This window comes from Paraburkholderia sp. HP33-1, assembly GCF_021390595.1.
GTDB lineage: Bacteria > Pseudomonadota > Gammaproteobacteria > Burkholderiales > Burkholderiaceae > Paraburkholderia.
In genome coordinates this window covers 1,917,738-1,938,952 of the sequence record NZ_JAJEJR010000002.1, presented here as the reverse complement: position 1 = coordinate 1,938,952, position 21,215 = coordinate 1,917,738, and the positions used below count along the sequence as shown (strand labels likewise).

At 66.6% G+C, this 21,215-nt stretch carries 21 protein-coding genes; 11 read left to right on the top strand and 10 right to left on the bottom strand.

Going from position 1 to position 21,215, the window contains the following annotated elements:
• Positions 1–2 precede the first annotated feature (2 nt).
• From L0U81_RS24815 to L0U81_RS24805, 3 genes are all read right to left on the bottom strand, one after another.
• Entirely contained in the window at positions 3–1,712 is a 1,710-nt protein-coding gene (locus tag L0U81_RS24815; RefSeq protein WP_233806735.1) for a formylmethanofuran dehydrogenase subunit A, read from the bottom strand.
• On the bottom strand, positions 1,709–3,091 hold the full coding sequence (locus L0U81_RS24810; protein ID WP_233806733.1) for a formylmethanofuran dehydrogenase: 1,383 nt from the start codon (positions 3,089–3,091) through the stop codon (positions 1,709–1,711). The genes L0U81_RS24815 and L0U81_RS24810 overlap by 4 nt, the downstream gene beginning before the upstream one ends.
• A 223-nt stretch (positions 3,092–3,314) precedes the next feature.
• On the bottom strand, positions 3,315–4,076 hold the full coding sequence (locus L0U81_RS24805) for a HisA/HisF-related TIM barrel protein (RefSeq protein WP_233806731.1): 762 nt from the start codon (positions 4,074–4,076) through the stop codon (positions 3,315–3,317).
• A gap of 14 nt (positions 4,077–4,090) precedes the next feature.
• On the opposite strand from L0U81_RS24805, the gene L0U81_RS24800 reads away from it, so the two are divergent.
• The 3 genes from L0U81_RS24800 to L0U81_RS24790 all read left to right on the top strand — a co-directional run bounded on the left by L0U81_RS24800 (position 4,091) and on the right by L0U81_RS24790 (position 6,907).
• The gene (locus L0U81_RS24800) at positions 4,091–5,134 is read left to right on the top strand and encodes an ATP-grasp domain-containing protein (protein WP_233806721.1); all 1,044 of its coding nucleotides are present in this window, start codon (positions 4,091–4,093) and stop codon (positions 5,132–5,134) included.
• Positions 5,131–6,186 (top strand): hydantoinase/oxoprolinase family protein, encoded by a 1,056-nt coding sequence (locus tag L0U81_RS24795; RefSeq protein ID WP_233806719.1) that lies wholly within the window; start codon positions 5,131–5,133, stop codon positions 6,184–6,186. The genes L0U81_RS24800 and L0U81_RS24795 overlap by 4 nt, the downstream gene beginning before the upstream one ends.
• Before the next feature lie 130 nt (positions 6,187–6,316).
• Positions 6,317–6,907: an amino acid kinase family protein gene (locus L0U81_RS24790; protein WP_233806717.1), complete on the top strand. Its 591-nt coding sequence runs from the start codon at positions 6,317–6,319 to the stop codon at positions 6,905–6,907.
• 2 nt (positions 6,908–6,909) lie between these two features.
• Here L0U81_RS24790 and L0U81_RS24785 read toward each other — a convergent pair whose 3' ends face one another.
• From L0U81_RS24785 to pqqA, 3 genes are all read right to left on the bottom strand, one after another.
• Positions 6,910–7,653, bottom strand: coding sequence for a (5-formylfuran-3-yl)methyl phosphate synthase (locus L0U81_RS24785; RefSeq protein ID WP_233806715.1), 744 nt, complete (start codon positions 7,651–7,653; stop codon positions 6,910–6,912).
• Between the two features lie 24 nt (positions 7,654–7,677).
• Positions 7,678–8,277 (bottom strand): DUF447 domain-containing protein, encoded by a 600-nt coding sequence (locus L0U81_RS24780; protein WP_233806713.1) that lies wholly within the window; start codon positions 8,275–8,277, stop codon positions 7,678–7,680.
• Between the two features lie 105 nt (positions 8,278–8,382).
• The gene (gene pqqA, locus L0U81_RS24775; RefSeq protein ID WP_113062024.1) at positions 8,383–8,457 is read right to left on the bottom strand and encodes a pyrroloquinoline quinone precursor peptide PqqA; all 75 of its coding nucleotides are present in this window, start codon (positions 8,455–8,457) and stop codon (positions 8,383–8,385) included.
• A gap of 472 nt (positions 8,458–8,929) precedes the next feature.
• Between pqqA and L0U81_RS24770 the strand changes: the two genes are divergently transcribed.
• The 7 genes from L0U81_RS24770 (at position 8,930) to rpe (ending at position 15,802) form a co-directional block, all read left to right on the top strand.
• Positions 8,930–10,429 (top strand): form I ribulose bisphosphate carboxylase large subunit, encoded by a 1,500-nt coding sequence (locus tag L0U81_RS24770; RefSeq protein ID WP_233806711.1) that lies wholly within the window; start codon positions 8,930–8,932, stop codon positions 10,427–10,429.
• A 122-nt stretch (positions 10,430–10,551) separates the two neighbouring features.
• On the top strand, positions 10,552–10,980 hold the full coding sequence (locus L0U81_RS24765) for a ribulose bisphosphate carboxylase small subunit (RefSeq protein WP_233806703.1): 429 nt from the start codon (positions 10,552–10,554) through the stop codon (positions 10,978–10,980).
• 19 nt (positions 10,981–10,999) lie between these two features.
• Positions 11,000–11,944, top strand: a complete 945-nt coding sequence (gene cbbX / locus L0U81_RS24760; RefSeq protein WP_233806694.1) for a CbbX protein — start codon at positions 11,000–11,002, stop codon at positions 11,942–11,944.
• 27 nt (positions 11,945–11,971) lie between these two features.
• Positions 11,972–13,075 (top strand): class 1 fructose-bisphosphatase, encoded by a 1,104-nt coding sequence (locus tag L0U81_RS24755; RefSeq protein ID WP_233806678.1) that lies wholly within the window; start codon positions 11,972–11,974, stop codon positions 13,073–13,075.
• Between the two features lie 55 nt (positions 13,076–13,130).
• A complete protein-coding gene (locus tag L0U81_RS24750) occupies positions 13,131–14,003 on the top strand; it encodes a phosphoribulokinase (RefSeq protein WP_233806676.1) in 873 nt (290 codons plus the stop codon).
• A gap of 31 nt (positions 14,004–14,034) precedes the next feature.
• On the top strand, positions 14,035–15,072 hold the full coding sequence (fba, locus tag L0U81_RS24745; RefSeq protein WP_233806673.1) for a class II fructose-bisphosphate aldolase: 1,038 nt from the start codon (positions 14,035–14,037) through the stop codon (positions 15,070–15,072).
• 22 nt (positions 15,073–15,094) lie between these two features.
• Entirely contained in the window at positions 15,095–15,802 is a 708-nt protein-coding gene (gene rpe / locus L0U81_RS24740; RefSeq protein ID WP_233806665.1) for a ribulose-phosphate 3-epimerase, read from the top strand.
• 13 nt (positions 15,803–15,815) lie between these two features.
• On the opposite strand, the gene L0U81_RS24735 is transcribed toward rpe, so the two are convergent.
• The 3 genes from L0U81_RS24735 to L0U81_RS24725 are packed head-to-tail and all read right to left on the bottom strand — an operon-like array spanning position 15,816 to position 19,851.
• Entirely contained in the window at positions 15,816–17,198 is a 1,383-nt protein-coding gene (locus L0U81_RS24735; RefSeq protein WP_233806663.1) for a DUF6513 domain-containing protein, read from the bottom strand.
• The gene (locus L0U81_RS24730) at positions 17,177–17,800 is read right to left on the bottom strand and encodes a flavoprotein (RefSeq protein WP_233806661.1); all 624 of its coding nucleotides are present in this window, start codon (positions 17,798–17,800) and stop codon (positions 17,177–17,179) included. Before L0U81_RS24730 ends, L0U81_RS24735 begins: the two co-directional genes overlap by 22 nt.
• Positions 17,797–19,851 carry a sigma-54-dependent Fis family transcriptional regulator gene (locus tag L0U81_RS24725; RefSeq protein WP_233806659.1) on the bottom strand — a complete coding sequence of 685 codons (2,055 nt, stop codon included), beginning with the start codon at positions 19,849–19,851 and terminating at the stop codon, positions 17,797–17,799. The genes L0U81_RS24730 and L0U81_RS24725 overlap by 4 nt, the downstream gene beginning before the upstream one ends.
• Positions 19,852–20,228: 377 nt before the next feature.
• Here L0U81_RS24725 and L0U81_RS24720 point away from each other — a divergent pair, with 377 nt between their 5' ends.
• Positions 20,229–20,735 carry a dihydroneopterin aldolase gene (locus tag L0U81_RS24720; RefSeq protein WP_233806657.1) on the top strand — a complete coding sequence of 169 codons (507 nt, stop codon included), beginning with the start codon at positions 20,229–20,231 and terminating at the stop codon, positions 20,733–20,735.
• Between the two features lie 65 nt (positions 20,736–20,800).
• On the opposite strand, the gene L0U81_RS24715 is transcribed toward L0U81_RS24720, so the two are convergent.
• Positions 20,801–21,157, bottom strand: coding sequence for a hypothetical protein (locus tag L0U81_RS24715; RefSeq protein WP_233806656.1), 357 nt, complete (start codon positions 21,155–21,157; stop codon positions 20,801–20,803).
• Between the last annotated feature and the right edge of the window lie 58 nt (positions 21,158–21,215).

Here is a 21,215-nt window from a genome sequence, read left to right as displayed (position 1 = left end):
CGTCAGGTTAGACATTCGACGGACAACAGCCGCCCGCCGCGACAGCAGCGGCAGGCTTCGTCGTCGCTGATCGCGGCGTGCGCGAAGTTGCTCGCGAGATTCGCGTCGCTATACGCGCGCAGCGTCTTCTCGATACCGCGATCGAACTCGGGCGCGACGAAATGGATGCCGCCCGTCGGCGTCGCGACGAGCGTGCCGTCTCGCGCAACCAGCTCGCCGTCCTTGAACACATAGGCGGGCGACGTGAACATCCGCTCGCGGTCCGGCTCGTCGCGATAGACCGCGATGTCCGCCGCCGCGCCCGCGCCGAGATGGCCACGGTCGCGCAGGCCGAGCAGCCGCGCGGGACCGGCGCGCGTGATGATCGCGATCTCGTACAGCGAGAATTCGCGCTTGAGTTCGGGCAGCGTGCTCGCGACCTGCGCTTCGGGATGCAGCTTCGCAAGCTGCTCATCGCGAAACGGCTTGTCCATCAGCAGGCGGATCAGATGCGGATAGCTCGTGAACGGGCCGCCGTTCGGATGATCGGTGGTCATCGCGACGCGCCACGGGTCGTCGACGAGCAGAAAAATTTCGAGGCCGATGATCCATTGCAGCGCGTTCACATAGCTCTGCTCGCGATAGCGGAACGGCACGATGCCGCAGCCCGCGTCGCACTCGATGTCGCCCGCGATCCACTTGTGCGGCCGCGCGAGCGGCGCGTTGCGGAACTGCATCATCGTGTCACCCGAGGCCGTGACGGTCTGTCCGAAGATGATCTGGCCGACGTCGATCGACACGTTCGGCCGCGCGTTCACGGCTTCGGCAATCTGCCGCGCACCTGATGAAAACTTGCGCGACCCCTCGGTGCCATAGCTGTGAAACTGGATATGCGTTAGATGGATCGGCAGGCCGTCGGCGGCGTCCATCGTCGCGATCGTCGAGGCGAGGTTACCGGGCACGCCGAGATTGCTCGTGTGCACATGCAGCGGATGCGGCACGCGCAGCTCGGTCAGCGCGCGCGTGAGCGTACGCAGCACGTCGCGCGGCGTGATGCCGTAGTGCGTGTGCGGCTCGTCCACGTCGAGCGAGCGCTGGTTGAACTTGAACGCCGAGATGCCGCCAGGGTTCACCACCTTGACGCCGAGCGCCTTGCTCGCAGCGATCGTCCAGCCGACGTAATCGCGCAGACGTTCGAAGTCGTCGCGCGCGGCCAGCATCCGCAGGAACAGCTCGTCGTTGCCGAGCATCACGTAGGCGCCGTGGTCGATGATCGGCGTGTCGCCCATTTCGAGGTGCGTGTGGCGCGCGTTGGACGGCATCATCGCCGGCTCGAACGCGGCCGTGTAGCCCATTTCGGCATAGCGGTAGCCGGTCGCGAGCGTGCCCGGCGCGCAGACGCCGCACGACGGCAAACGCAGATAACGGCCGTTGTCGTCCTGCACCGCTTCGTAAGCGGGGGCGCGCGGCGCACCGGCGCCCGGCCCATCGGCGCGATGGTCCTCGGGCAGCAGCAGCCGCGACAGATTGGTCTTGCCGCCGCCGATATGCGAATGCAGATCGATGCCGCCCGCCATCACGATCATGCCGGTCGCGTCGTACTCGCGATCGGCGGGCGTCGTGGGCGGCACGCCGACGATGCGGCCGTCGCGGAAGGTCAGATCGCGGCGCTCGCCGTTGACGTTGTGGACCGGGTCGAACAGCGTGCCGCCCTTGAGCCGGACGAGGGTCATGGCTGGTCCTCGCGCGTACCCGAATGCGCGCTCAATTGCGCGCTCACTTGCTCGCTCAAGCGCGCGGCAATCGACGCCACCGGCTCCAGCGCAACACCACGTGCGGCGGTGAGCGGCATCACGACCGAAGCGTCGACGCGAAACAGATGCCCGCCGCTATCGATGCCCGGTGTCGCGACGGGCACGAACACGGTATTCGCGCCGCGTGTCTTCGCGGCTTGGGCGAGCGCCGGATGGCCGAGCACGATCAACGCAATCGCGGGATCGAGCGACGCGGGCCAGGCATGCGGCGCGAAGCTCGCGATCCACAACAGCGCATCCACTTCTCCATCGGCGAGCAGCCTCGCCGTGCGATAGCGGTACGGATCGTGATCGAGCGGCGCGGCGCCGGCGACGCGCGCCGGCATCGACACGCGCGTGCGCAGCGGCAAGCCGGACAGCCACGTGACGGTCTGATTGACCGTCAGCGCGCCGTCGTCGCCGCCGAGCGGGAGACACGCCGCGCGCGTCGTGCGATTCACGGTCTTCACAATCCGGTTCAGCGCTTCGATCAGCAGCGCTGCGTGCGGGGCGGGCAGTGCGGCCGGTTCGTAGACGAGCACCGTGTAGCGCGCGGCGGCGATGCGGGCCTGCAATGACGCGAGCGCGTCACTGGCGCTGCTGTCGCCGTGGCTCAGCGCGGCCGCGTCGCGTCCTTCGGCGAGTGCCGACCACAGCGCGAGCGTGTCGTAGGGATCGGCGTCCTCCAGCAGCGTGTCGATGCGCGTAGGCGCGAAATCGGCCGCCGCCGGGTCCGCCTCGCAGCCGACGAAGACAAGCTCGCGCGCGAGTTCGGTCTCCGCCAGTACCCGCGTGAAAAAGCGCGGATAGCGCCGCGACGGCTGACAGCCGAAGAACACCAGCAGGTCGGCGCGTGAGCGCACCTCGGAGAGCGTCGTGAAGAACGAGCCGCGGTCCTGCAGCGCGAGGGTCGCGGGCGTCAGCGCATCGCCATGCTGATGATCGAGGATCGCGCCGCAGGCGGCAGCGAGTGGATACAGCGCGCGGGTGCCGGCGACGTCGGTGGCGAGGCCGCCGAACAATGGGCGGCGCGCGTTCGCAAGCAACTGCGCGGCGCGCGCCAGCGCGGCATCGGTGTCCACTTCGTTGCCGTCGGCCACGCAAGCGCATTGCGCGTCCGCCGCGCCGTACTGGGCGAGTGCGTGAGCGAGCCGCGAACATTCAGTGTCCGGCACGGCGAGCGTGCCGTCGTCATGGGAGGCGGCGACCAGGTCGTCGCACAGCAAAGGGCAGAACGGGCAGATCCAGTCGCGTGTGAGCGTCGCGGCGCGTGCTGCGCTCGGGCTGGGGGGCGATGGATCGGTGGACGTGATAGGCATGGGGCACGTTTAGCAAGCTCCATGCCGATTTATTTGTCGACGCGTCGGCGGCGCGTGCGGCAGGCGCGCGTGATCGAGCGTCGGCGGGGGTGTTCCAGGGACTGTTGCGCCACACAAATTGTGTGCCGTTCTGGAGCAGAGTGTCACACGCGAACTGTCCAGCTTGTGTTCCGTTTACATAGAGCGCCGCCGGCTCGCGTGGCATGGAAATTGTATGGAAGGCCTACGCGGAATCGGATTGCGCGCAGTCGATCTGTCGATCGTGCAGCGCGGACGCAACGAGCCATGCGCTCGCGCCGGTGCTGGCCGCAGCCGCCATATCGTCGCGATTGCGGATGCCGCCCGCGCCGATCAGCGTGGTGTGCGCGGGAGCTTGCGCGCGCAGGCGTTCGAAGGTCGCGAGATCGGGTCCGGCGTAGCTGCCGACGTGATCGAGCGTCATCGCGATCACGCGCGACGGCCACCAGGCCGATGAGCCGTCGAGCGTGGTCGCGGCGAGCAGTTCGCCCGCGCGATGATCGAGCGACAGGATCGGCGCGTGGCCGGCGCGCTGCGCCGCGTGCAGTGCGTGGATGTCACGCAGCGACTCGGTGCCGAAGACCGGCACGAGGGTCGCGAGCTGGGAGCCGGCGGCATCGCTGTCGTGCTGGTTGTGGCGTTGAGCGAGCGCGTCGTCGATGCGCTCGAACAGCACGCGCATCGATGCGTAGTCCGTGAAACCCGCGTCGAGCCACAGCTCGATGCCGGGAAGCGCAGCGCGCAACGCGGCGAGCGTCGAGGCGTGCGCGCCGCGCCGCAGGATGGCGCCGAGATCGGCGATATAGAGCGTGGGCGCGCCGCTGGCTTCGAGCAGCGCGCGCGCGACGGCGAGCGGGTCGCTCGTTGGAGCGAGGCGGGACTGGATGGGCCGATAGGCGCTCCGCTCGCCGCGCACGGCGCGCACGACGTGGCCGTCGAGCAGATCGAGAACAGGTATCACCTGCATAGGGGCGCTTTCCTTTGACCAAGATCTTTGTCTACGAGTATCTCACCGGTGGCGGCATCGACCCCGAACTCGCCGGCGCGGGCAGTCTCGCCGATTTGAGCGCGCTGATCGTCGAAGGACGCGTGATGCGCGACGCGCTGGTCGCCGGTCTGCGCGAACTCGACGGCGTGCAGGTCACGTTCGCGACCTCGCGCTTCGAGACGCCGGGCGCGGGCGACGCTCATTGTATGGCCGCGCCCGGCGAATCGATGACGGCCTTCGTCGCGCGCGTGGCGCGCGAGCACGATTACGCGTGGGTCGTCGCGCCGGAGTGCGATGGCTTGCTGCTGCGCTTTCACGATGCGGTCGGCACGGCACGCTGGCTCGGCTGCGCGAAGGAAGCGATCCGGGTCGCGTCGAGCAAGAGTGCGACCGCGGCGTGTCTGGCCGCGCACGGCATCGTCACGACTCCGGCGCTCGAACCCGGCGACACGGACGCGCAGCACGGCGGCCGCTGGGTCGTCAAACCGGACGACGGCGCGGGCGGCCTCGACACGATCGTGTACGAGCGCTTCGCCGATGCCTGCGCGGAATACGACGCGCGCGCGGCCGCGGCGCGCAATCCGGTGCTGCAAGCGTGGGTCGAGGGCGAGCCGTTGAGCCTGTCGCTGATCTGCCGCGGCGACGCGACCAAGCTCCTCAGCATCAACCGTCAGCAGATCGGCCTGAGCGGTGGCGACGCGTCCGGTGGTGCCGCGCGGATCGTCGAATTCGACGGCGTGCTGGTCGATCAGATCGACCAGTACAGCGACATGGGCCGCGTGCTCGACACGCTCGCGCAACGCGTCGCGCGGGCCATCCCGGGTTTGCGCGGCTTCGTCGGCATCGACGTCGTGTGGCATCCGCAATGCGGGCCGGTCGTGATCGAAGTGAATCCGCGCCTGACAGTCGCTTATGCGGGGCTGTCGGCGGCGCGCGGCGGCGGCCTGACGCGCGCGCTGCTCGCCGCGCATGGCGTGCGCATCGAGCGCTGCGGCGCGCCGCGTGCGGATGCGCCGACGCTCGAGGTGCGTCCTTGAGCCCCGCCCGTTCCATCCCGACGGCGCGATTCGGCTGGGACGTCGGCGGCGCGCACGTGAAGGTGTCGCTCGTCGACGCCGGCGGCGCCGTGCTCGACGTCGCGCAATGGGCGTGTCCGCTATGGCAGGGACTCGACCATCTGCATCGCACGATCGACCTCGTTTGCGAGCGCTGGCCGCAGGCCCGCGCGGCGTCCTCGCACCATGCGGTGACGATGACGGGCGAGATGGTCGACCTGTTCGCGGATCGCGCCGCGGGCGTGCGCGCGATCGTCGCTGCGCTCGCGGAGCGGCTCGGCTCACCACTGCGGTTTTACGCCGGCGAGGCCGGCTGGCTGGCTGCCGCAGACTGCGCGGCCGGCTGGCGTCACGTCGCGTCGGCGAACTGGCTCGCGACCGCGAGCTGGGTCGCGACACGCATGACGAACGCAATCCTCATCGACATCGGCAGCACCACCACCGACATCATTCCGATCGTCGACGGCCGCGTCGCCGCGCTTGCCGCGACCGATGCGGGCCGGCTCGCGATTGGCGAACTCGTGTATCACGGCGTCGTGCGCACGCCGTTGTGCGGTATCGCGCATCGGATCGAATTTGGCGGCGCCATGCTCAACGTGATGAACGAATGGTTTGCGACGAGCGCCGACGTCTACCGGCTGACGGGCGAACTGGACCCGCTGTACGACGTGCAGCCGAGCGCCGACCAGGGGCCGAAGACGCAGGCGGCGAGCCGCGTGCGGCTCGCGCGCATGATCGGGCGCGACGCGCACGAAGCATCGGAGCTCGAATGGCTGGAGTTTGCGCGGCGTTGGCGTGCGCTGCAGCTACGCGAAATCGGCGCGAATCTGCTGCGTGTGGTCGCCGCGCATCCGGCGCTCACGGCCGCGCCGCTGGTGGGCGCGGGCTGCGGCCGCTTTCTCGTCGCCGCATTGGCGCGCGACGAGGCGCGCGGCTATATCGACTTCGGCGCGTTGGCGGGCGTGCCGCAGGCGTGCGCGGCGTGGGCGGCGACCTGCGCGCCGAGCGTGGCGGTCGCGCTGCTCGCGGCCTGAGGTGAAACGCACTAGTAGCGCAAGCAGGGGAAGGGGGACGATAAAGCGAGCGGGACAAGTTCGGTGATGAAAGCGGTTGCGCAACGACGCGACCCGGCCGGGCACTCAACCAGACGCGAGGGTAACAGTCATGTGGGTGGTCAAGATCGGAGGCAGCCTGAGTCACGACCCGTCGCTGCGCCACTGGCTCAGCGAGCTATGCGAAGTCGGCGGGGGACGCGTCGTCATCGTGCCCGGCGGCGGCGATTTTGCGGACAAGGTGCGCCAGTACCAGGGCGAATGGCATTTCGACGATCTTGCCGCGCACAACATGTGTCTGCTCGCGATGACGCAATACGCGCTGCTGATGCAGGGCGTCTCCCCCGAGCTGGTGATTGCGTCGAGCGAGGCGAAGATTCGCCGCACGCTGCGCGACGGCCATGTCGCCGTATGGGTGCCGACCGCGCTGATGCGCGACACGCCCGACGCGATGAGCAACTGGGACACGACCTCGGACAGCCTCGCCGCCTGGCTGTCGACGATGCTCAATGCGGAGCGCCTCGTGGTCGTCAAATCGTGCCCGATCGCCGCGGACGATCCGCTCGAGACGCTGGCCGCGGCGGGGGTGGTCGACCGCAAGTTCGTCGACTACGTGACCGATGCGAACTATGTGGTCGAACTCTTCGACAAGAGCAACGTCGCGTTGATGCGCGACCGCTTGCTGAACATTCCGGTGACTTGACCCTACGGCCGCGGCGCGTTCGTCGTGCCCGGCAACGGTGCGGCGCTATCGACGGGCAGCTCCCCAGCCGGCCGGTGCAACGCGCTCGCCCATTGCGCGACGCGCTCGGGATCGAGCCGCGAGCGGCGCCCGTCGGCGCACAACGCGGTGCGAAAGCCGGCCACGTCCGGCGCGAGCGCGCGGATCTGCGGCAGTTGCGCCCAGCCGAGCGCGCCCGCGATGCCCACCATCGCGCCGCGCTGGCGCGCGAGCCGCAACCAGCGCGCGAGCGTGTCGACATCGACGTGATCGAACAGCGTGCTGCCGTCCTTGATTGCGGTATCGAACATCAGGCCGGCGAAGCCGAGCGCCGCGGTCTGGCTGACCAGCTCGTCGTCCATGCCGCCGTCGCACAGCAGCACCGGCACGACGGTGGCCGGCAGATTCGCGAGCTGCTCGATGCAACGCAACGCGGCCGGCCCGCGCGCGACGCCGACCTTCACGTAATCGACGCCCGCATCGCTGACGTCGATCACGCGCGTCGCGATCTCGTCGAACGCGTCGGTCGGCACATCGCCAATCGCCGCGCTGATCGGCTTGACCGGGTAGCGCGCACGCAGCTGCCGCGCGATGTTGGTGATGGCGGCAATCGACAGGCCGCCGAGGGCGCCGTCGTTCGGCTCCTTCAGGTCGATCAGCTCGGCGCCGGCGCGTGCGGCGTCAAAAGCTTCGTCATCCGAGCGGACGCTCGCGAGCAAGGCGGTCATCGGTGTTCTCCGCGAGAAACGGGTTCAGTGATGGACGGAGGTGGCGGCGTGGTTGGCCGCCCCTTCGAGACTCGCGCGATAGCGCGCGATCGCGGCGACGAGCCAGGCCCATGCGGTGCGCTCGTTCTCGCCTGCGGTTTTGTCGATCGCGATCTGCAGATACGCCATTTCCCGATCGACCTTGTCAGCCGGCAGCATGAAGAGCCGGCTTACCAGAATCGCGCCTTCCACGACCGCCGACTGCGCGCGATTGAAGCCCGCGAACGGAGCGTGGTTTTCGCGGTGCACGCATTTCATCACCAGCACGGGGCGTTGTTCGTCGTCGCGCAGTTCGTCGAGTTCGAGCTCGGCGTGCGCGAGCGATTCGGTGAGGCGCACGCTCGCGACGCGGCTCGCCTGCACGGTCGGCCAGTCGGTCGCGCAATGTGTGACGCAGCCCGCGAAGATGCGCACGTCGGTGGTGAAGTTCAGCACTGCCGCGCGCGTCGCGACGATGTTGTCGAGCGTGACCGACGGACGGAAAGGCGCAAGGATGACGCGCTCGCCCTCGTAGCGCGCGCCCATCGGCGCGATATGAGGACGGCCATCGCACGCTGCCGTGGTGACGATCGTTTCGTGGATCATGGTTGGGAACGCGTGTCCCGACAGCGCCGGAAGGCCGGCCGTCAGCAGAGGTCAAACACAAACAGAAACCGCAAAGGGGCCGCGGCGTGCGGCCCGATTGCGGGCTTAACGCGTAGCGACATACATCACGATTTCAAAACCGAGGCGTACGTCGGTGTAGCTCGGGGTCGTCCATTGCATACGTGCTTCCTCCATGAGTTGAAACAACGTTGCGCCGCCGGCCCGGCGTGATGCCCGATGCCGACGGCAGCCGGCATCACGCAAGCTCCGTGCCTATGCGTGTGCCGACCGGCGCGGCGGGCTTGCATTCGCGAGGTAATACAGCGCCCGGCGAATTGCGCCGCGCCGCGGCGCCCGCGCGGCAGGCCAGACGCAAGCCGCCGCGTGGTGTGGCGAAAACGAAGCAAAGTGTTCCATCGCGATTCGCTAATCCGATTGCGCTGTCACGCCGTGCCCGCCTCGCACACCAACCCATTCTGCTCCCATTCCCTTTTCATGGCGTGAAAAAGAAACTAACGATGTGATAGCGATAACCGATCCGTTAAGTCTGCCAAATAAAATCGTGAATTCACCTTGGACGTGTCCGTGCCTACAGTGCAACTCATGCGCTTCGTTCTTCCGGCAGTGCGCTTGCCACCTTCGAGGACACGTCATGAACGATTTCAGTCAACCGCCGATCCAGCCCGAACCTCATGCGCGTGATCCGCACAATCCGCGCGAGCGGTACGCGGCAGGCGTGATGAAATACCGCGAGATGGGTTACTGGCAACCGGACTACGAACCGAAAGAGACCGACGTGATCGCGCTCTTTCGCATCACGCCGCAACCCGGCGTCGACCCCGAGGAAGCGGCGGCCGCGGTGGCCGGCGAATCGTCGACCGCGACATGGACGGTGGTGTGGACCGACCGGCTCACCGCCTGCGACATGTATCGCGCGAAGGCGTATCGCGTCGAACCGGTGCCGGTTTCTCGCGCCGACGAGCCGCAGTACTTCGCCTATATCGCCTATGAACTCGATCTGTTCGAAGAGGGTTCGGTCGCGAACCTGACCGCGTCGATCATCGGCAACGTGTTCGGCTTCAAGCCGCTCAAAGCACTGCGGCTCGAAGACATGCGCATCCCCGTCGCGTATCTGAAGACGTTTCAGGGACCGCCGACCGGCATCGTCGTCGAGCGCGAACGGCTCGACAAGTATGGACGGCCGCTGCTCGGCGCAACGGTCAAGCCGAAGCTCGGTCTCTCGGGCAAGAACTATGGACGTGTGGTCTACGAAGGCCTGCGCGGTGGCCTCGATTTCCTGAAGGACGACGAGAACATCAACTCGCAGGCGTTCATGCATTGGCGCGACCGCTTCCTGTTCGCGATGGACGCGGTGAACCGCGCCGAGGCGGAGACCGGCGAACTCAAAGGGCACTACCTGAACGTGACCGCCGGCACGATGGAGGACATGTACGAGCGCGCCGAATTCGCAAAGGAGCTCGGCTCGTGCATCGTGATGATCGACCTCGTGATCGGCTGGACCGCGATCCAGTCGATGTCGCGCTGGGCCCGCAAGAACGACATGATCCTGCATCTGCATCGCGCGGGGCATAGCACGTACACGCGGCAACGCAGCCACGGAATCTCGTTTCGCGTCATTGCCAAATGGCTGCGCATGGCGGGCGTCGATCACGCGCATGCGGGTACCGCGGTCGGCAAGCTCGAAGGCGATCCGCTCTCGGTGCAGGGCTACTACAACGTGTGCCGCGACGCGCACAACGCGGTCGATCTTTCGCGCGGCATCTTCTTCGATCAACCGTGGGCCGGCTTGCGCAAGGTGATGCCGGTCGCCTCGGGCGGGATTCACGCGGGGCAGATGCATCAGCTGCTCGACCTGTTCGGCGATGACGCGATCCTGCAGTTCGGCGGCGGCACGATCGGTCATCCGGCTGGTATCCAGGCCGGCGCGACCGCGAACCGCGTCGCGCTCGAAGCGATGGTGAAAGCGCGCAACGAGGGCCGCGACATTTTGCAGGAGGGGCCCTACGTGCTCGAAGCCGCCGCGCGCTGGTGCACGCCGCTCAAGCAGGCGCTCGATACCTGGCGCGATGTGACCTTCAACTACGCATCGACCGATACGCCCGATTTCGCCGCCACGCCGACGGCGGCCTAGTTGAGTTGCACTGAGCTTATCCCGCCAGCGCCTGAAGCGCGCATTCGCAACGCGGTGCAACGTCACCGCGCGGGGCACTGTTGACGCGGTTCTGAACGCGACATCCATCAACGAGGTTCGTCATGCGTATTACTCAAGGAACGTTTTCTTTTCTACCCGAGCTGACCGACGAGGAAATCGGCCTGCAGATCGACTACGCGCTGCGCCAGGGCTGGGCCTGTTCGGTCGAATACACCGACGACCCGCATCCGCGCAACACGTACTGGGAAATGTGGGGTCTGCCGATGTTCGATCTGCACGACGCGGCCGGTGTATTGCAGGAGGTCAGGGCTTGTCGCGAGGCGCGGCCGCAGCACTACATCAAGGTCAATGCCTTCGATTCGGTGCGCACCTTCGAGACGATGCGCCTGTCGTTCATCGTCAACCGGCCGGACGTGGAGCCGGGCTTCCGTCTGTTGCGCCAGGACGCGCAGGGGCGCACGCAGCGCTACAGCATGGCGGGCTACGCGGGCGACCGGCCGGCGGGCGAGCGTTACGGCGCGGCGGGCTGACCCGCCGCAAGGAGGAGCAATGACTGACGCCGCCATCGCGGACGCACTGCCCGCGTCCGCCGCACACCGCGACGCCGCCGCGCCCCACATCGACCTCGCGGCGCTGTATCGCGACTCGGGCATCGGCGAGGTGCTCGGCGAACTCGATCGCGACCTGGTCGGGCTCGCGCCCGTGAAGACGCGCATTCGCGAGGTCGCCGCGCATCTGCTGGTCGAACGCGCGCGTGCTTCGCTGGGCCTCGCGGGCGGCGCGCCGACCTTGCACATGTGCTTCTCCGGCAACCCCGGAACCGGCAAGACGACGGTCGCGCTGCGCATGGCCGAGGTGCTGCACCGGCTCGGCTACATTCGCCGCAATCATCTGGTCTCGGTGACGCGCGATGATCTGGTCGGCCAGTACATCGGCCACACCGCGCCGAAAACGCGCGACGTGCTCAAGCGCGCGATGGGCGGCGTGCTGTTCATCGACGAAGCGTATTACCTGTACCGCCCGGAGAACGAGCGCGACTACGGACAGGAAGCGATCGAAATCCTGCTGCAGACGATGGAGAACCAGCGCAGCGATCTGGTCGTGATTCTGGCCGGCTACGCGTCGCGCATGGAAGTGTTCTTCGCGAGCAATCCGGGTTTCCGCTCGCGCATCGCGCATCACATCACGTTTCCCGATTACACGGAAGCGGAACTGCTCGACATTGCCGAGCGCATGCTCGGCACCCTGCACTACCGCTTCGACGCCGCGTCGCGTCGCGCGTTCGCCGACTATCTGGCACGCCGCATCCGCCAGCCGAATTTCGCCAACGCGCGCTCGGTGCGCAATGCGCTCGACCGCGCGCGGCTGCGCCAGGCCAACCGCCTGTTCGCGACTGCGTTGCAAGGCGGCGAGCCGATCGACGCCGCCACGCTGACGCTGATCGCCGCCGCCGACGTGCGGGCGAGCCGCGTGTTCGACGAGCCGCCGGGCTGAATCACGACACCCTCCAGGGAGAACGCCATGCAGGACGGACGCACGACCCTTTCGAAGTTCCTGATCGACACGCTCGATCGCCCGCCATGTACGGAGCACACGCGGGACACGGCAGGACTCTCCGCGCTGCTGATCGACGTAGCGGCCGCCATCAAATCGATCTCGGCCATGCTGACGAGGGGCGCGCTCGGCGGCAACTACGGTTCCGCGCAGACCCTCAACACACACGGCGAGGAACAGAAGAAGCTCGACGTCTCGAGCAACGACATCTTCGTGCAGCAATGCGAGTGGGACGGCCTGCTGGCGGCGATGGTGTCCGAGGAAATGGAGCACGTCTACGCGATTCCGCCGGACTATCCGCGTGGCGAGTATCTGCTCGCGTTCGATCCGCTCGACGGCTCGTCGAATATCGACATCAACGGCGTGGTCGGCTCGATCTTCTCGGTGCTGCGCACGCGCGACCCGGCGGAGGATGCAACGAGCGAAGCCGCCTTCCTGCGGCCGGGCTGCGAACAGGTCGCGGCCGGCTACGCCGTGTACGGGCCATCGACGATGCTGGTGCTGTCGGTCGGCAACGGCACGCACGGCTTCACGCTGGAGCGCGACATCGGCAACTTCGTGCTCACGCATTCGAACATCAGGATTCCGGAAGAGACCGGCGAGTTCGCGATCAACGCGTCGAACGAGCGCTTCTGGGAGCCGCCCGTGCGCCGCTACGTGCAGGAGTGCAAGGACGGCCGCAGCGGCTGCCGCGCGCGCGACTTCAACATGCGCTGGATCGCCTCGATGGTCGCGGAAGTGCATCGCATCCTGATGCGCGGCGGCGTGTTCATGTATCCGCGCGATTCGAAAACGCCGGCGATGGAAGGGCGCCTGCGCCTGCTCTACGAAGCGAACCCGATGAGCTTTCTGGTCGAGCAGGCGGGCGGCCTCGCGATCACCGGCCGCGAGCGCATTCTCGATGTGAAGCCGCGCGCGCTGCATGGCCGCGTGCCGGTGATTCTCGGCTCGAAGAACGAGGTCGAGCGCATTGCGCGCTATCACGGCGAATACGACCGTGGCGAGGACAAGCCCTTCACGTCGCCGCTGTTCGGCACGCGCTCGCTGTTCCTGCCGGATTTCACGGCGTGACGGGCGACTGACGGCACGCACGGCGTACAGAACACAGTCATCCGGAGACAAACGCATGTCAATCAAACATCCGATCATCGCGGTGACCGGCTCCAGCGGCGCAGGCACCACCACCGTCATGAAGAGCTTCATGCATATCTTCAGGCGCGAGCACATCAATGCACAGATCGTCGAAGGCGATGCGTTCCATCGCTACGACCGCAACGGCATGCGCGCGGCGATGCAGGAGCGCGAACGCGACGGTGTGCCGAATTTCAGCCACTTCGGCCCCGAGGCGAATCTGCTCGAAGAACTCGAAACGCTGTTCACGCGCTACGGCGAAAACGGCAGCGGGCAGTTTCGCCGCTACGTGCACGACGCGGCCGAAGCGCAACTGTACAAGCAGGACGGCGGCACCTTCACGCCGTGGGAGGACGTCGCGCCCGGCACCGATCTGATGTTCTACGAAGGGCTGCATGGCGCGGCCGTGACCGACAAGGTCGATATCGCGCGGCATGCGGATCTGCTGATCGGCGTCGTGCCGATCATCAACCTCGAATGGATCCAGAAGCTGCACCGCGATCAGACGATGCGCGGCTATACGCACGAAGCGGTGGTCGACACGATCCTGCGGCGCATGCCCGACTACGTGAACTACATCTGCCCGCAGTTCTCGCGCACGCACGTGAACTTCCAGCGCGTGCCGACCGTGGACACCTCGAATCCGTTTACCGCCCGCGAGATTCCGCAGCCCGACGAGAGCTTCGTGGTGATCCGCTTCGCGCGGCCGAAGGGCATCGACTTCCAGTATCTGCTGACGATGCTGCACGACTCGTTCATGTCGCGCCCGAATGTGATCGTGGTGCCGGGCGGCAAGATGGGACTCGCGATGCAACTGATCTTCACGCCGATGATCCTGCAGCTGATCGACCGGCGCTCGCGCGCTTGAGCCGATTTCATTTCCTATCGAGGAGCATGCAATGCCCTTCATCACCCTGCGGCAACTGCTGGATCACGCGGCCGAACACGACTACGGCGTGCCCGCGTTCAACGTCAACAACATGGAGCAGATTCACGCGATCATGCGCGCGGCCGAGGCCACCGACAGCCCGGTGATCCTGCAGGCGTCGGCGGGTGCGCGCAAGTATGCTGGCGAGCCGTATCTGCGTCATCTGGTGCTCGCCGCGCTCGAAGCGCACCCGGACATTCCGCTCGTGCTGCATCAGGATCACGGTGCGAGCCCTGCGGTGTGCCACCAGGCGATCCGCTCGGGCTTCACGTCGGTGATGATGGACGGCTCGCTGCTGCCCGATCAGAAAACCCCCGCCGCGTACGACTACAACGTCGACGTGAGCCGGCGCGTGGTGGATGCCGCGCACGCGGTCGGCGTGTCGGTGGAGGGCGAACTGGGCTGTCTCGGCTCGCTCGAAACCGGCACAGCGGGTGAAGAGGACGGCGTTGGCGCGCAGGGCAAGCTGACGCGCGAGCACCTGCTGACCGATCCGGACGAAGCGCGGCGCTTCGTCGAGGCGACCGGCGTTGATGCGCTCGCGATCGCGATCGGCACTTCGCACGGCGCGTACAAGTTCAGCCGCGAGCCGACCGGCGACATCCTCGCGATCGACCGCATCGCCGACATCCATGCGCGCATTCCGGACACGCATCTGGTCATGCACGGTTCGTCGTCGGTGCCGCAGGAATGGCTCGCGGTGATCCGCGAATACGGCGGCGAGATTCCGACCACCTACGGCGTGCCCGTCGACGAAATCCGCCGTGGCATCTCGCAGGGCGTCCGCAAGGTCAATATCGACACCGACATCCGTCTTGCGATGAGCGGTGCGATGCGCAGATCGCTCGCCAATGCGCGCTCGGAGTTCGATCCGCGCGCGGCGTTGAAGGCCGCCACTGCGGCGGCGAGCGCGATCTGCGTCGAGCGCTTTGAGGCGTTCGGCTGCGCGGGGCAGGCGGCGCGCATCAAGCCACTGCCGCTCGACGCGATGGCGAGCCGTTATCACTAACGCCACGGGCACGGAGAACGCGATGCGCGAATTCCTGATTGCTCCGTCGCTGCTGTCGGCGGATTTTGCCCGGCTCGCCGACGAGCTTCGCGACGTGACGGCGGCCGGCGCGGACTGGATTCATCTGGACGTGATGGACAATCACTACGTGCCGAATCTGACGGTCGGGCCGCTGGTGTGCTCGGCGATCCGGCCGTACACGTCGCTGCCGTTCGACGTGCATCTGATGACCTCGCCGGTCGATCCACTCGTGACTGCGTTCGCCGAGGCGGGCGCGAACCTGATCAGCTTTCACCCGGAGGCGACGCTGCACGTGCATCGGACGATCGAACTGATCCGCTCGCACGGCGCGCGCGCGGGGCTCGCGCTGAATCCGGCGACGCCGCTCGCGGTGCTCGATCACGTGCTGGAGATGCTCGACGTCGTGCTGGTGATGTCGGTCAATCCGGGCTTCGGCGGTCAGGCGTTCATTCCCGCAACGCTCGACAAGCTGCGGCTGCTGCGCGAGCGTGTCGACAGGACAATGCAGCGCACCGGACGGCCTTTGCTGATCGAAGTAGACGGCGGCGTGAAGGCGTCGAACATCGCGCGTGTCGCCGAGGCGGGCGCCGATGTGTTCGTCGCGGGATCGGCCGTGTTTGGCGCGAGCGATCGCGCGCAGGCGATTCGCGGCATGCGCGGCGAACTGGCTAATGTCGACGAAGCCTCCGGCGTGGCCGCCATGCAGTGAGGGCGCTGCTTTGTCAGCGCTTTTTCATCGTCTCACCGGGCGCGCGCCATGAGCTGAGGTCTTCTTCAGGCCGGTCGAGCGCGCAGCCCCAGTCGAGCGGCTGGTCCTGATCGAAGCGCTTGCCCAGCCGCCACGCGATCTCCGCGCGCGCAAGCTGGACGCCCATATAGAACGCGTGGCCGCCGTCTTTCTCGAGATTCAGTTGCGGATAGAGCACGAATGGATCGTCGCCGCGCCGGTGGCCGTCGCGGTTGTACACGTGAATGCCGTCGGTGCTGACCTGCACGCGGAAATTCGGATCGCGCACGCCGCGTGCGAATTCGTCGATTTCTTCGGCGCTATACGGAAACGGGCGTTTCGCGTGGACGGTCGCGAGTTCGGTGCTGATGCCCTTCGGTAACACCTGCGCCGCGCGCGCGGCATGCATCACGCGGCGCGCGACATCGGCTTCGCGCAGCGCGCGCCGCGCATGCAGACTCACGGAAGTGGTGAGCACCGCCCCAATGCGCAATTCGGCCGCCATGCCGAGCAGCATCGCATTGATGCCGCTCGTGTCGGCCTCGGTCAGCTCGGTCACGTTGCCGATGCCCATCATGATCGCGATGTCGGGATAACGCTCGCGCAAGCGGACATAGCGCGCAATCGACGCGGCCAGCCCGAACGGAATCGGATCGAGAATCGGATCGGCGAGAAACGCGCGGCCGCGCGCGGATAGCGCGTCGATCGCGGCGTCGAGCGAGGCCGTGTCGCCGGGTTCTCGTGCGACGAGGATCGGAGTGGCTGGCACTTCGTCGGCGATCCACAAGCTGTCGATGTTCAGGCTCATCAGAAAGTCGGCGCCCGCGCGGCCGCCGCGCAATAGTTCGTCGTTGCGCATCGAATCGACGCTCACGCGGTAGCCTTCGGCCTTCAGCCGCCGCACCGCGTCTTCGAGATGCGGAAACGGCGTGTCCGGCAGACAGCCGATGTCGATCACGTCCGCGCCTTGACGCCTGTATTCGCGCGCCCGCGCGGCGATGCCGTCGAGGTCGAGGCGCGGCGCGTCGACGATCTCCGCGAAAATCTCGGTGTCGTAATGGCTCAGGTCGAACGGCTTCGCCTTGTGGCCAAAATACTCGGGCAAGTCCTTCACCTCCTCGGGGCCGCGTTCGAACGGCACGCCATAGTGCGCGCTCAACGCGTCGAGATCGCCGCGGCAGCGGCCCGGCACGATCACGCGCTGCGCGGCGAGCGGCGCGCTCACGCGGCGTTGGATCAGTTCAGCAGTCATCAACGCGGCGACCTGCAGGCCGATTTCGCGGACTTCCCAACTGAACGGCGTCGGCGCCATGCCGTTGAGCACGCGCAGCAGGCTCGGTTCGGCAAGCCGGCCGGTCAGGAAGAGGATGTGGTCCATGCGAGGTCGAGAGTCGCGAGGCGTTGGGCGAGCGCCGCTTCGAGTTCGTCGAGCGAGCGCACGAGCGTCGTATATTCGAAGCGCGCCAGACGCTCGACATTGTCGAGTTCGATCGCCCGTGGCCGCAGTTCGACCCATTCGTCCGGGCTATGCGTGATCACGCTCGGTTCGGTGTCGCATGCAAAGACGATGCCCGGGATGCATTGCTTGCCGGCCTGCGCGTACATGTTGGTCGGCAGCGTATCGGAGATGCCGTACGCGCATTTGGCGACCGTATTGCTGGTGGCGGGCGCGATCACGACCGTGTGATAAATGCCGTGATACAGCATGCCGACCGGCACGCCGCTTGCGCTGTTGTCGCGCAGCACGCGGAACGTTTCGCGCAGCTTATCGAGCGGCCAGCCATAGAGCGGCAGCACTTCCTCGGCCGCCGCGGACAGAAAGAGATCGACGCGCGGCAGGCGCCTCGCGAGCGCGATCGATTCTTCGAGCATGTGACCGGAGCCGGTCACGCACCACGCGAAGCGCGCATCCGGCTTGAAGTCGGCGAGATCGCGCGCGGCCTTGGGTGCCGGCTCGCTGGGGGACGACGACTGGGTCATGCGTCGAGATCGAGCGGCATACCGTCGGGCGGCGAGCCTTCGTGCGACAGCCGGATGTGCAGGCGGCGCATCTTCCGGTACAGCGTATTGCGGCTGATGCCGAGCGCCTTCGCGACGTTGCTGACGTTCCAGCGATGCTCGTCGAGCAGCGACAGCACCGTTTCGCGCTCGTTGAGCTGGATCGCGTTCAGCGAAGAAATGTCCGCCTCGTCGGCGAGATGCGCATCGATGTCCGCGCTGGCGAGGCGCAAGGCGGTGGGCATGTCGGCCGCCGACGTGCGCTGCGTGACTTCGGGCGGCAGATGCTCGCAACGGATCGGCTCACCGTCGGACAGCGCGACGGCCATCTGCAGGACGTGACGCAACTGACGGATGTTGCCGGGCCACGCGTAGGTCAAGAGCGCGTGTTCGGCTTCCGGCGTCAGCTCCGGCGGATCGTCGGTCTCGGCGGCAAGCAGATGATGGATCAGCGGCAGCTTGTCGACCCGCTCGCGCAGCGTCGGCAGATTCAGCTCGACACCTTTCAACCGGTAGTACAGGTCCTCGCGGAACTGCCCGCTTTGCACGAGTTCGAGCAGATTGCGGTGGCTCGCGCTGATCAGCTGGAAGTTGACCTTGACGGTGGTCTCGGCGCCGAGCGGCGTGACCTCGTGCTCCTCGATCACGCGCAGCAGGCGCGCCTGTAGCACGAGCGGCATGTCGCCGATCTCATCGAGAAACAGCGTGCCGCCGTTGGCCTGCACGATCTTGCCGCGCCGCCCTTCGCGTTGCGCGCCGGTAAACGCGCCCGCGCGATACCCGAACAGCTCGCTTTCAATCAGGTTCTCCGGCAACGACGCGCAGTTGACCGGCACGAACGGACCGTCCGCGTGCGGGCTGATGCTATGCAGCGCCTGCGCGAAGACTTCCTTGCCGGTGCCGGTCTGGCCGCGCAGCACGATCGGAATCTTGCGCTGGATCACGCGTGCGGCCAACTGGATCTGCGAGGCCATGCGCGGGTCGCCGAATTCTAGGTGCGCGATTTCGTCGAGTTTCGGCGACGGCGCGTGTTTTTCGTGTTTTTCGGCTGCGCTGCTGCGCACGGTGGGGTTGGTGATGAACAGGCTCGTCACCCGTCCGGTGGCGTTCTGTGGCGCCTGCGCGACGAGGAAAAAGCGGTTCGTCGCGTTCGCGCTGTAGACGGTGACCGGATGGAACGAGCCGCGAATGCTGCGCGCGATCATGTCTTCGAGCGACGCATTGAACGCTTCCTCGATGCGCCGGCCGCGCAGCTCGCTGAGCGAGCGGAAGCCGAGCTGGAACAGGGCGCTGCGATTCGCGGCGAGCACGGTGCTGTCGTCGCCGACGGCGAGCTTGCCGCCGTGCAGCGTGCCGACGAATTCAGGACGGCTGTGGAAATGGATCATGTTCGCGTGCCGGTAGCGCGAATCGATCAGACGATTTTCGATCATCTGCCGCGACATGCCGACCAGCACCAGCGAGTGCTGCTGCAGCAGCTTCGAGCGGCTCGTGACGTCGAGCACGCCGGCGATTTCGCCGCTGTCGTCGAAGATCGGCGCGGCCGAGCAGGTCAGCGACGTGTAGCGCGGATAGAAATGCTCGTGCTGACAGACGGCGATGCAGTCGCGCTCCGCGAGACACGTGCCCATTCCGTTGGTGCCGGCTTCGCGCTCGCTCCACAGCGCGCCGACGCGAAAGCCGTCGCCGGCGACCGCCTCGGCAAACGGCACGGACGACACCTGATGCACGATGACGCCGCCCGAATCGACGAGCACGACCGCGAGTTCGGGGTCGGCCAGTTGCTGATAGAGCGTGGTCATCTCGAGCTTCGAACACGCGATCAGATCGCCGAGCGCCTCCCGGCGGGCTCTGAGTTCGTAGTCGGTCAGCACCGGTGGTGGTACGAAATGCGCGGGGTCCAGCTGGAATTCGTTGATGCAGCGCGCCCACGATTGAGCGACGGATTCGCTTGTCGGCCGCGTGGTCAACTGATGGTTGACGACGTTAAGAACTTCCCGGACGTGCGAACTGCTGTCAGCGAGCAACGACATGGGATTTGTCTCCGATGCGCCATTTCGCCAGCGTGAGTGCTTCGCACGCCGCGAATGCCGCTTTATCAAGCCTGTCTGCCCTTGGTGGGGCGAAATCTCAGTTCGCCCGCACCCTCGCGGCCGGCCCTGCTACCAGGCGGGTATTTAAAACTGTACGCCCGATGCAAGATAGGTTCAACCGAAAGTGACACTGGGTTTACCTCACCGTGCCCGAAATTTGCTTTTCTCGATCCGGGCGCGTTAAACGGGTTGCATCTTGCGTGCCTGTCTCGGCTTCGGCACAGAGTGTGCCGCGCGGCGTTCTACTGTTCTACTGAATGTTTCGCTCTGCATCGCAGACTGTTCAATCCTGGGGCCGCGCCGCGGCGGAGGACATCATGGATCGTATCGATACTGTTCGCCTTGCCGCATTTTCCAGCCTCGGCGCGAATTCCAGCTCGCATGCCGATGCGTTGCCCGAGCGCCTCGACATCGTATTCATCGAGAACTTCGTCGGTCGGACGGTCATCGGTATCGATAGCAGCGAGCAGCATGTGGCGCAACCGGTGCGCGTGAATCTGGCCATCGGCGTGCCCGCGATCCGCGCGTGCACGACGGACCGGATCGAAGATACGGTCAACTACGCAGCCGTGCGCGAAGCGCTGCTCGCGCTGTTCGCCTCGCATCGCGTGCGGCTGCTGGAGGCGCTCGCCGAGACGATCGCGCAACTGCTGATCGCCGACTTCGGCGCGCACTGGGTCCGCGTGTCGCTCGCAAAACCGGCCAAATTCGCTGACCTCGCGGCGGTGGGCGTGCAGATCGAGCGGCGTCGCAGCGATGGATCGGCGGCGGGTGTGGGGGTCGCGCGTTACGCGTCGTTGGGGGAGGGGCTGGTGCCGAATTGAGCGGGCGCCGATGCGTAGGGCGCCACGCGCATTTCAGCCAGCGGTCATTTCACCGCCGTCGGCGTTTACTGTGGACCGAGTCCGCACGCGTGATACGCGCTGGTTTGCAGCGCGCGGAACTGCTTCGTTTGTGACTTCGCCTGGTCGACGCGGAATTCCGCGCCGCCCTCGCCGCCGAGCGTCGCGTACTTCGAGAAGGTCGCCTGGTCGACGAATTCGTCATACGGCAACGATGCAGCCATCTTGTCGATCACGCATGAGCACTTGTAGACGTTCGCGAAATCGTGGCCATTATCGTCCAGGCAAGTGAGCACGTATTCGACACGGCCCTCGGTCGGATAGTTGTAGCCGTCCGCCCACGCGAGCGGGGCGGCGAGCAGGAGCGAGATAAAAGCGAGAAGCGCGCGACATCTGATTGTCATTGATTGCCTCTGCGAGAGCATGGAGCCTGCTTCGCGAACCGCTGTGCGATGTGCGTCC

What these genes read in the sequence shown, in the direction of transcription:
- L0U81_RS24815 (WP_233806735.1), bottom strand. Translation starts at nt 1,712, where the DNA reads ATGACCCTCGTCCGGCTCAAGGGCGGCACGCTGTTCGACCCGGTCCAC.
- L0U81_RS24810 (WP_233806733.1), bottom strand. Translation starts at nt 3,091, where the DNA reads ATGCCTATCACGTCCACCGATCCATCGCCCCCCAGCCCGAGCGCAGCA.
- L0U81_RS24805 (WP_233806731.1), bottom strand. Translation starts at nt 4,076, where the DNA reads ATGCAGGTGATACCTGTTCTCGATCTGCTCGACGGCCACGTCGTGCGC.
- L0U81_RS24790 (WP_233806717.1), top strand. Translation starts at nt 6,317, where the DNA reads ATGTGGGTGGTCAAGATCGGAGGCAGCCTGAGTCACGACCCGTCGCTG.
- L0U81_RS24785 (WP_233806715.1), bottom strand. Translation starts at nt 7,653, where the DNA reads ATGACCGCCTTGCTCGCGAGCGTCCGCTCGGATGACGAAGCTTTTGAC.
- L0U81_RS24780 (WP_233806713.1), bottom strand. Translation starts at nt 8,277, where the DNA reads ATGATCCACGAAACGATCGTCACCACGGCAGCGTGCGATGGCCGTCCT.
- L0U81_RS24770 (WP_233806711.1), top strand. Translation starts at nt 8,930, where the DNA reads ATGAACGATTTCAGTCAACCGCCGATCCAGCCCGAACCTCATGCGCGT.
- L0U81_RS24765 (WP_233806703.1), top strand. Translation starts at nt 10,552, where the DNA reads ATGCGTATTACTCAAGGAACGTTTTCTTTTCTACCCGAGCTGACCGAC.
- cbbX (WP_233806694.1), top strand. Translation starts at nt 11,000, where the DNA reads ATGACTGACGCCGCCATCGCGGACGCACTGCCCGCGTCCGCCGCACAC.
- L0U81_RS24755 (WP_233806678.1), top strand. Translation starts at nt 11,972, where the DNA reads ATGCAGGACGGACGCACGACCCTTTCGAAGTTCCTGATCGACACGCTC.
- L0U81_RS24750 (WP_233806676.1), top strand. Translation starts at nt 13,131, where the DNA reads ATGTCAATCAAACATCCGATCATCGCGGTGACCGGCTCCAGCGGCGCA.
- fba (WP_233806673.1), top strand. Translation starts at nt 14,035, where the DNA reads ATGCCCTTCATCACCCTGCGGCAACTGCTGGATCACGCGGCCGAACAC.
- rpe (WP_233806665.1), top strand. Translation starts at nt 15,095, where the DNA reads ATGCGCGAATTCCTGATTGCTCCGTCGCTGCTGTCGGCGGATTTTGCC.
- L0U81_RS24735 (WP_233806663.1), bottom strand. Translation starts at nt 17,198, where the DNA reads ATGGACCACATCCTCTTCCTGACCGGCCGGCTTGCCGAACCGAGCCTG.
- L0U81_RS24730 (WP_233806661.1), bottom strand. Translation starts at nt 17,800, where the DNA reads ATGACCCAGTCGTCGTCCCCCAGCGAGCCGGCACCCAAGGCCGCGCGC.
- L0U81_RS24725 (WP_233806659.1), bottom strand. Translation starts at nt 19,851, where the DNA reads ATGTCGTTGCTCGCTGACAGCAGTTCGCACGTCCGGGAAGTTCTTAAC.
- L0U81_RS24720 (WP_233806657.1), top strand. Translation starts at nt 20,229, where the DNA reads ATGGATCGTATCGATACTGTTCGCCTTGCCGCATTTTCCAGCCTCGGC.
- L0U81_RS24715 (WP_233806656.1), bottom strand. Translation starts at nt 21,157, where the DNA reads ATGACAATCAGATGTCGCGCGCTTCTCGCTTTTATCTCGCTCCTGCTC.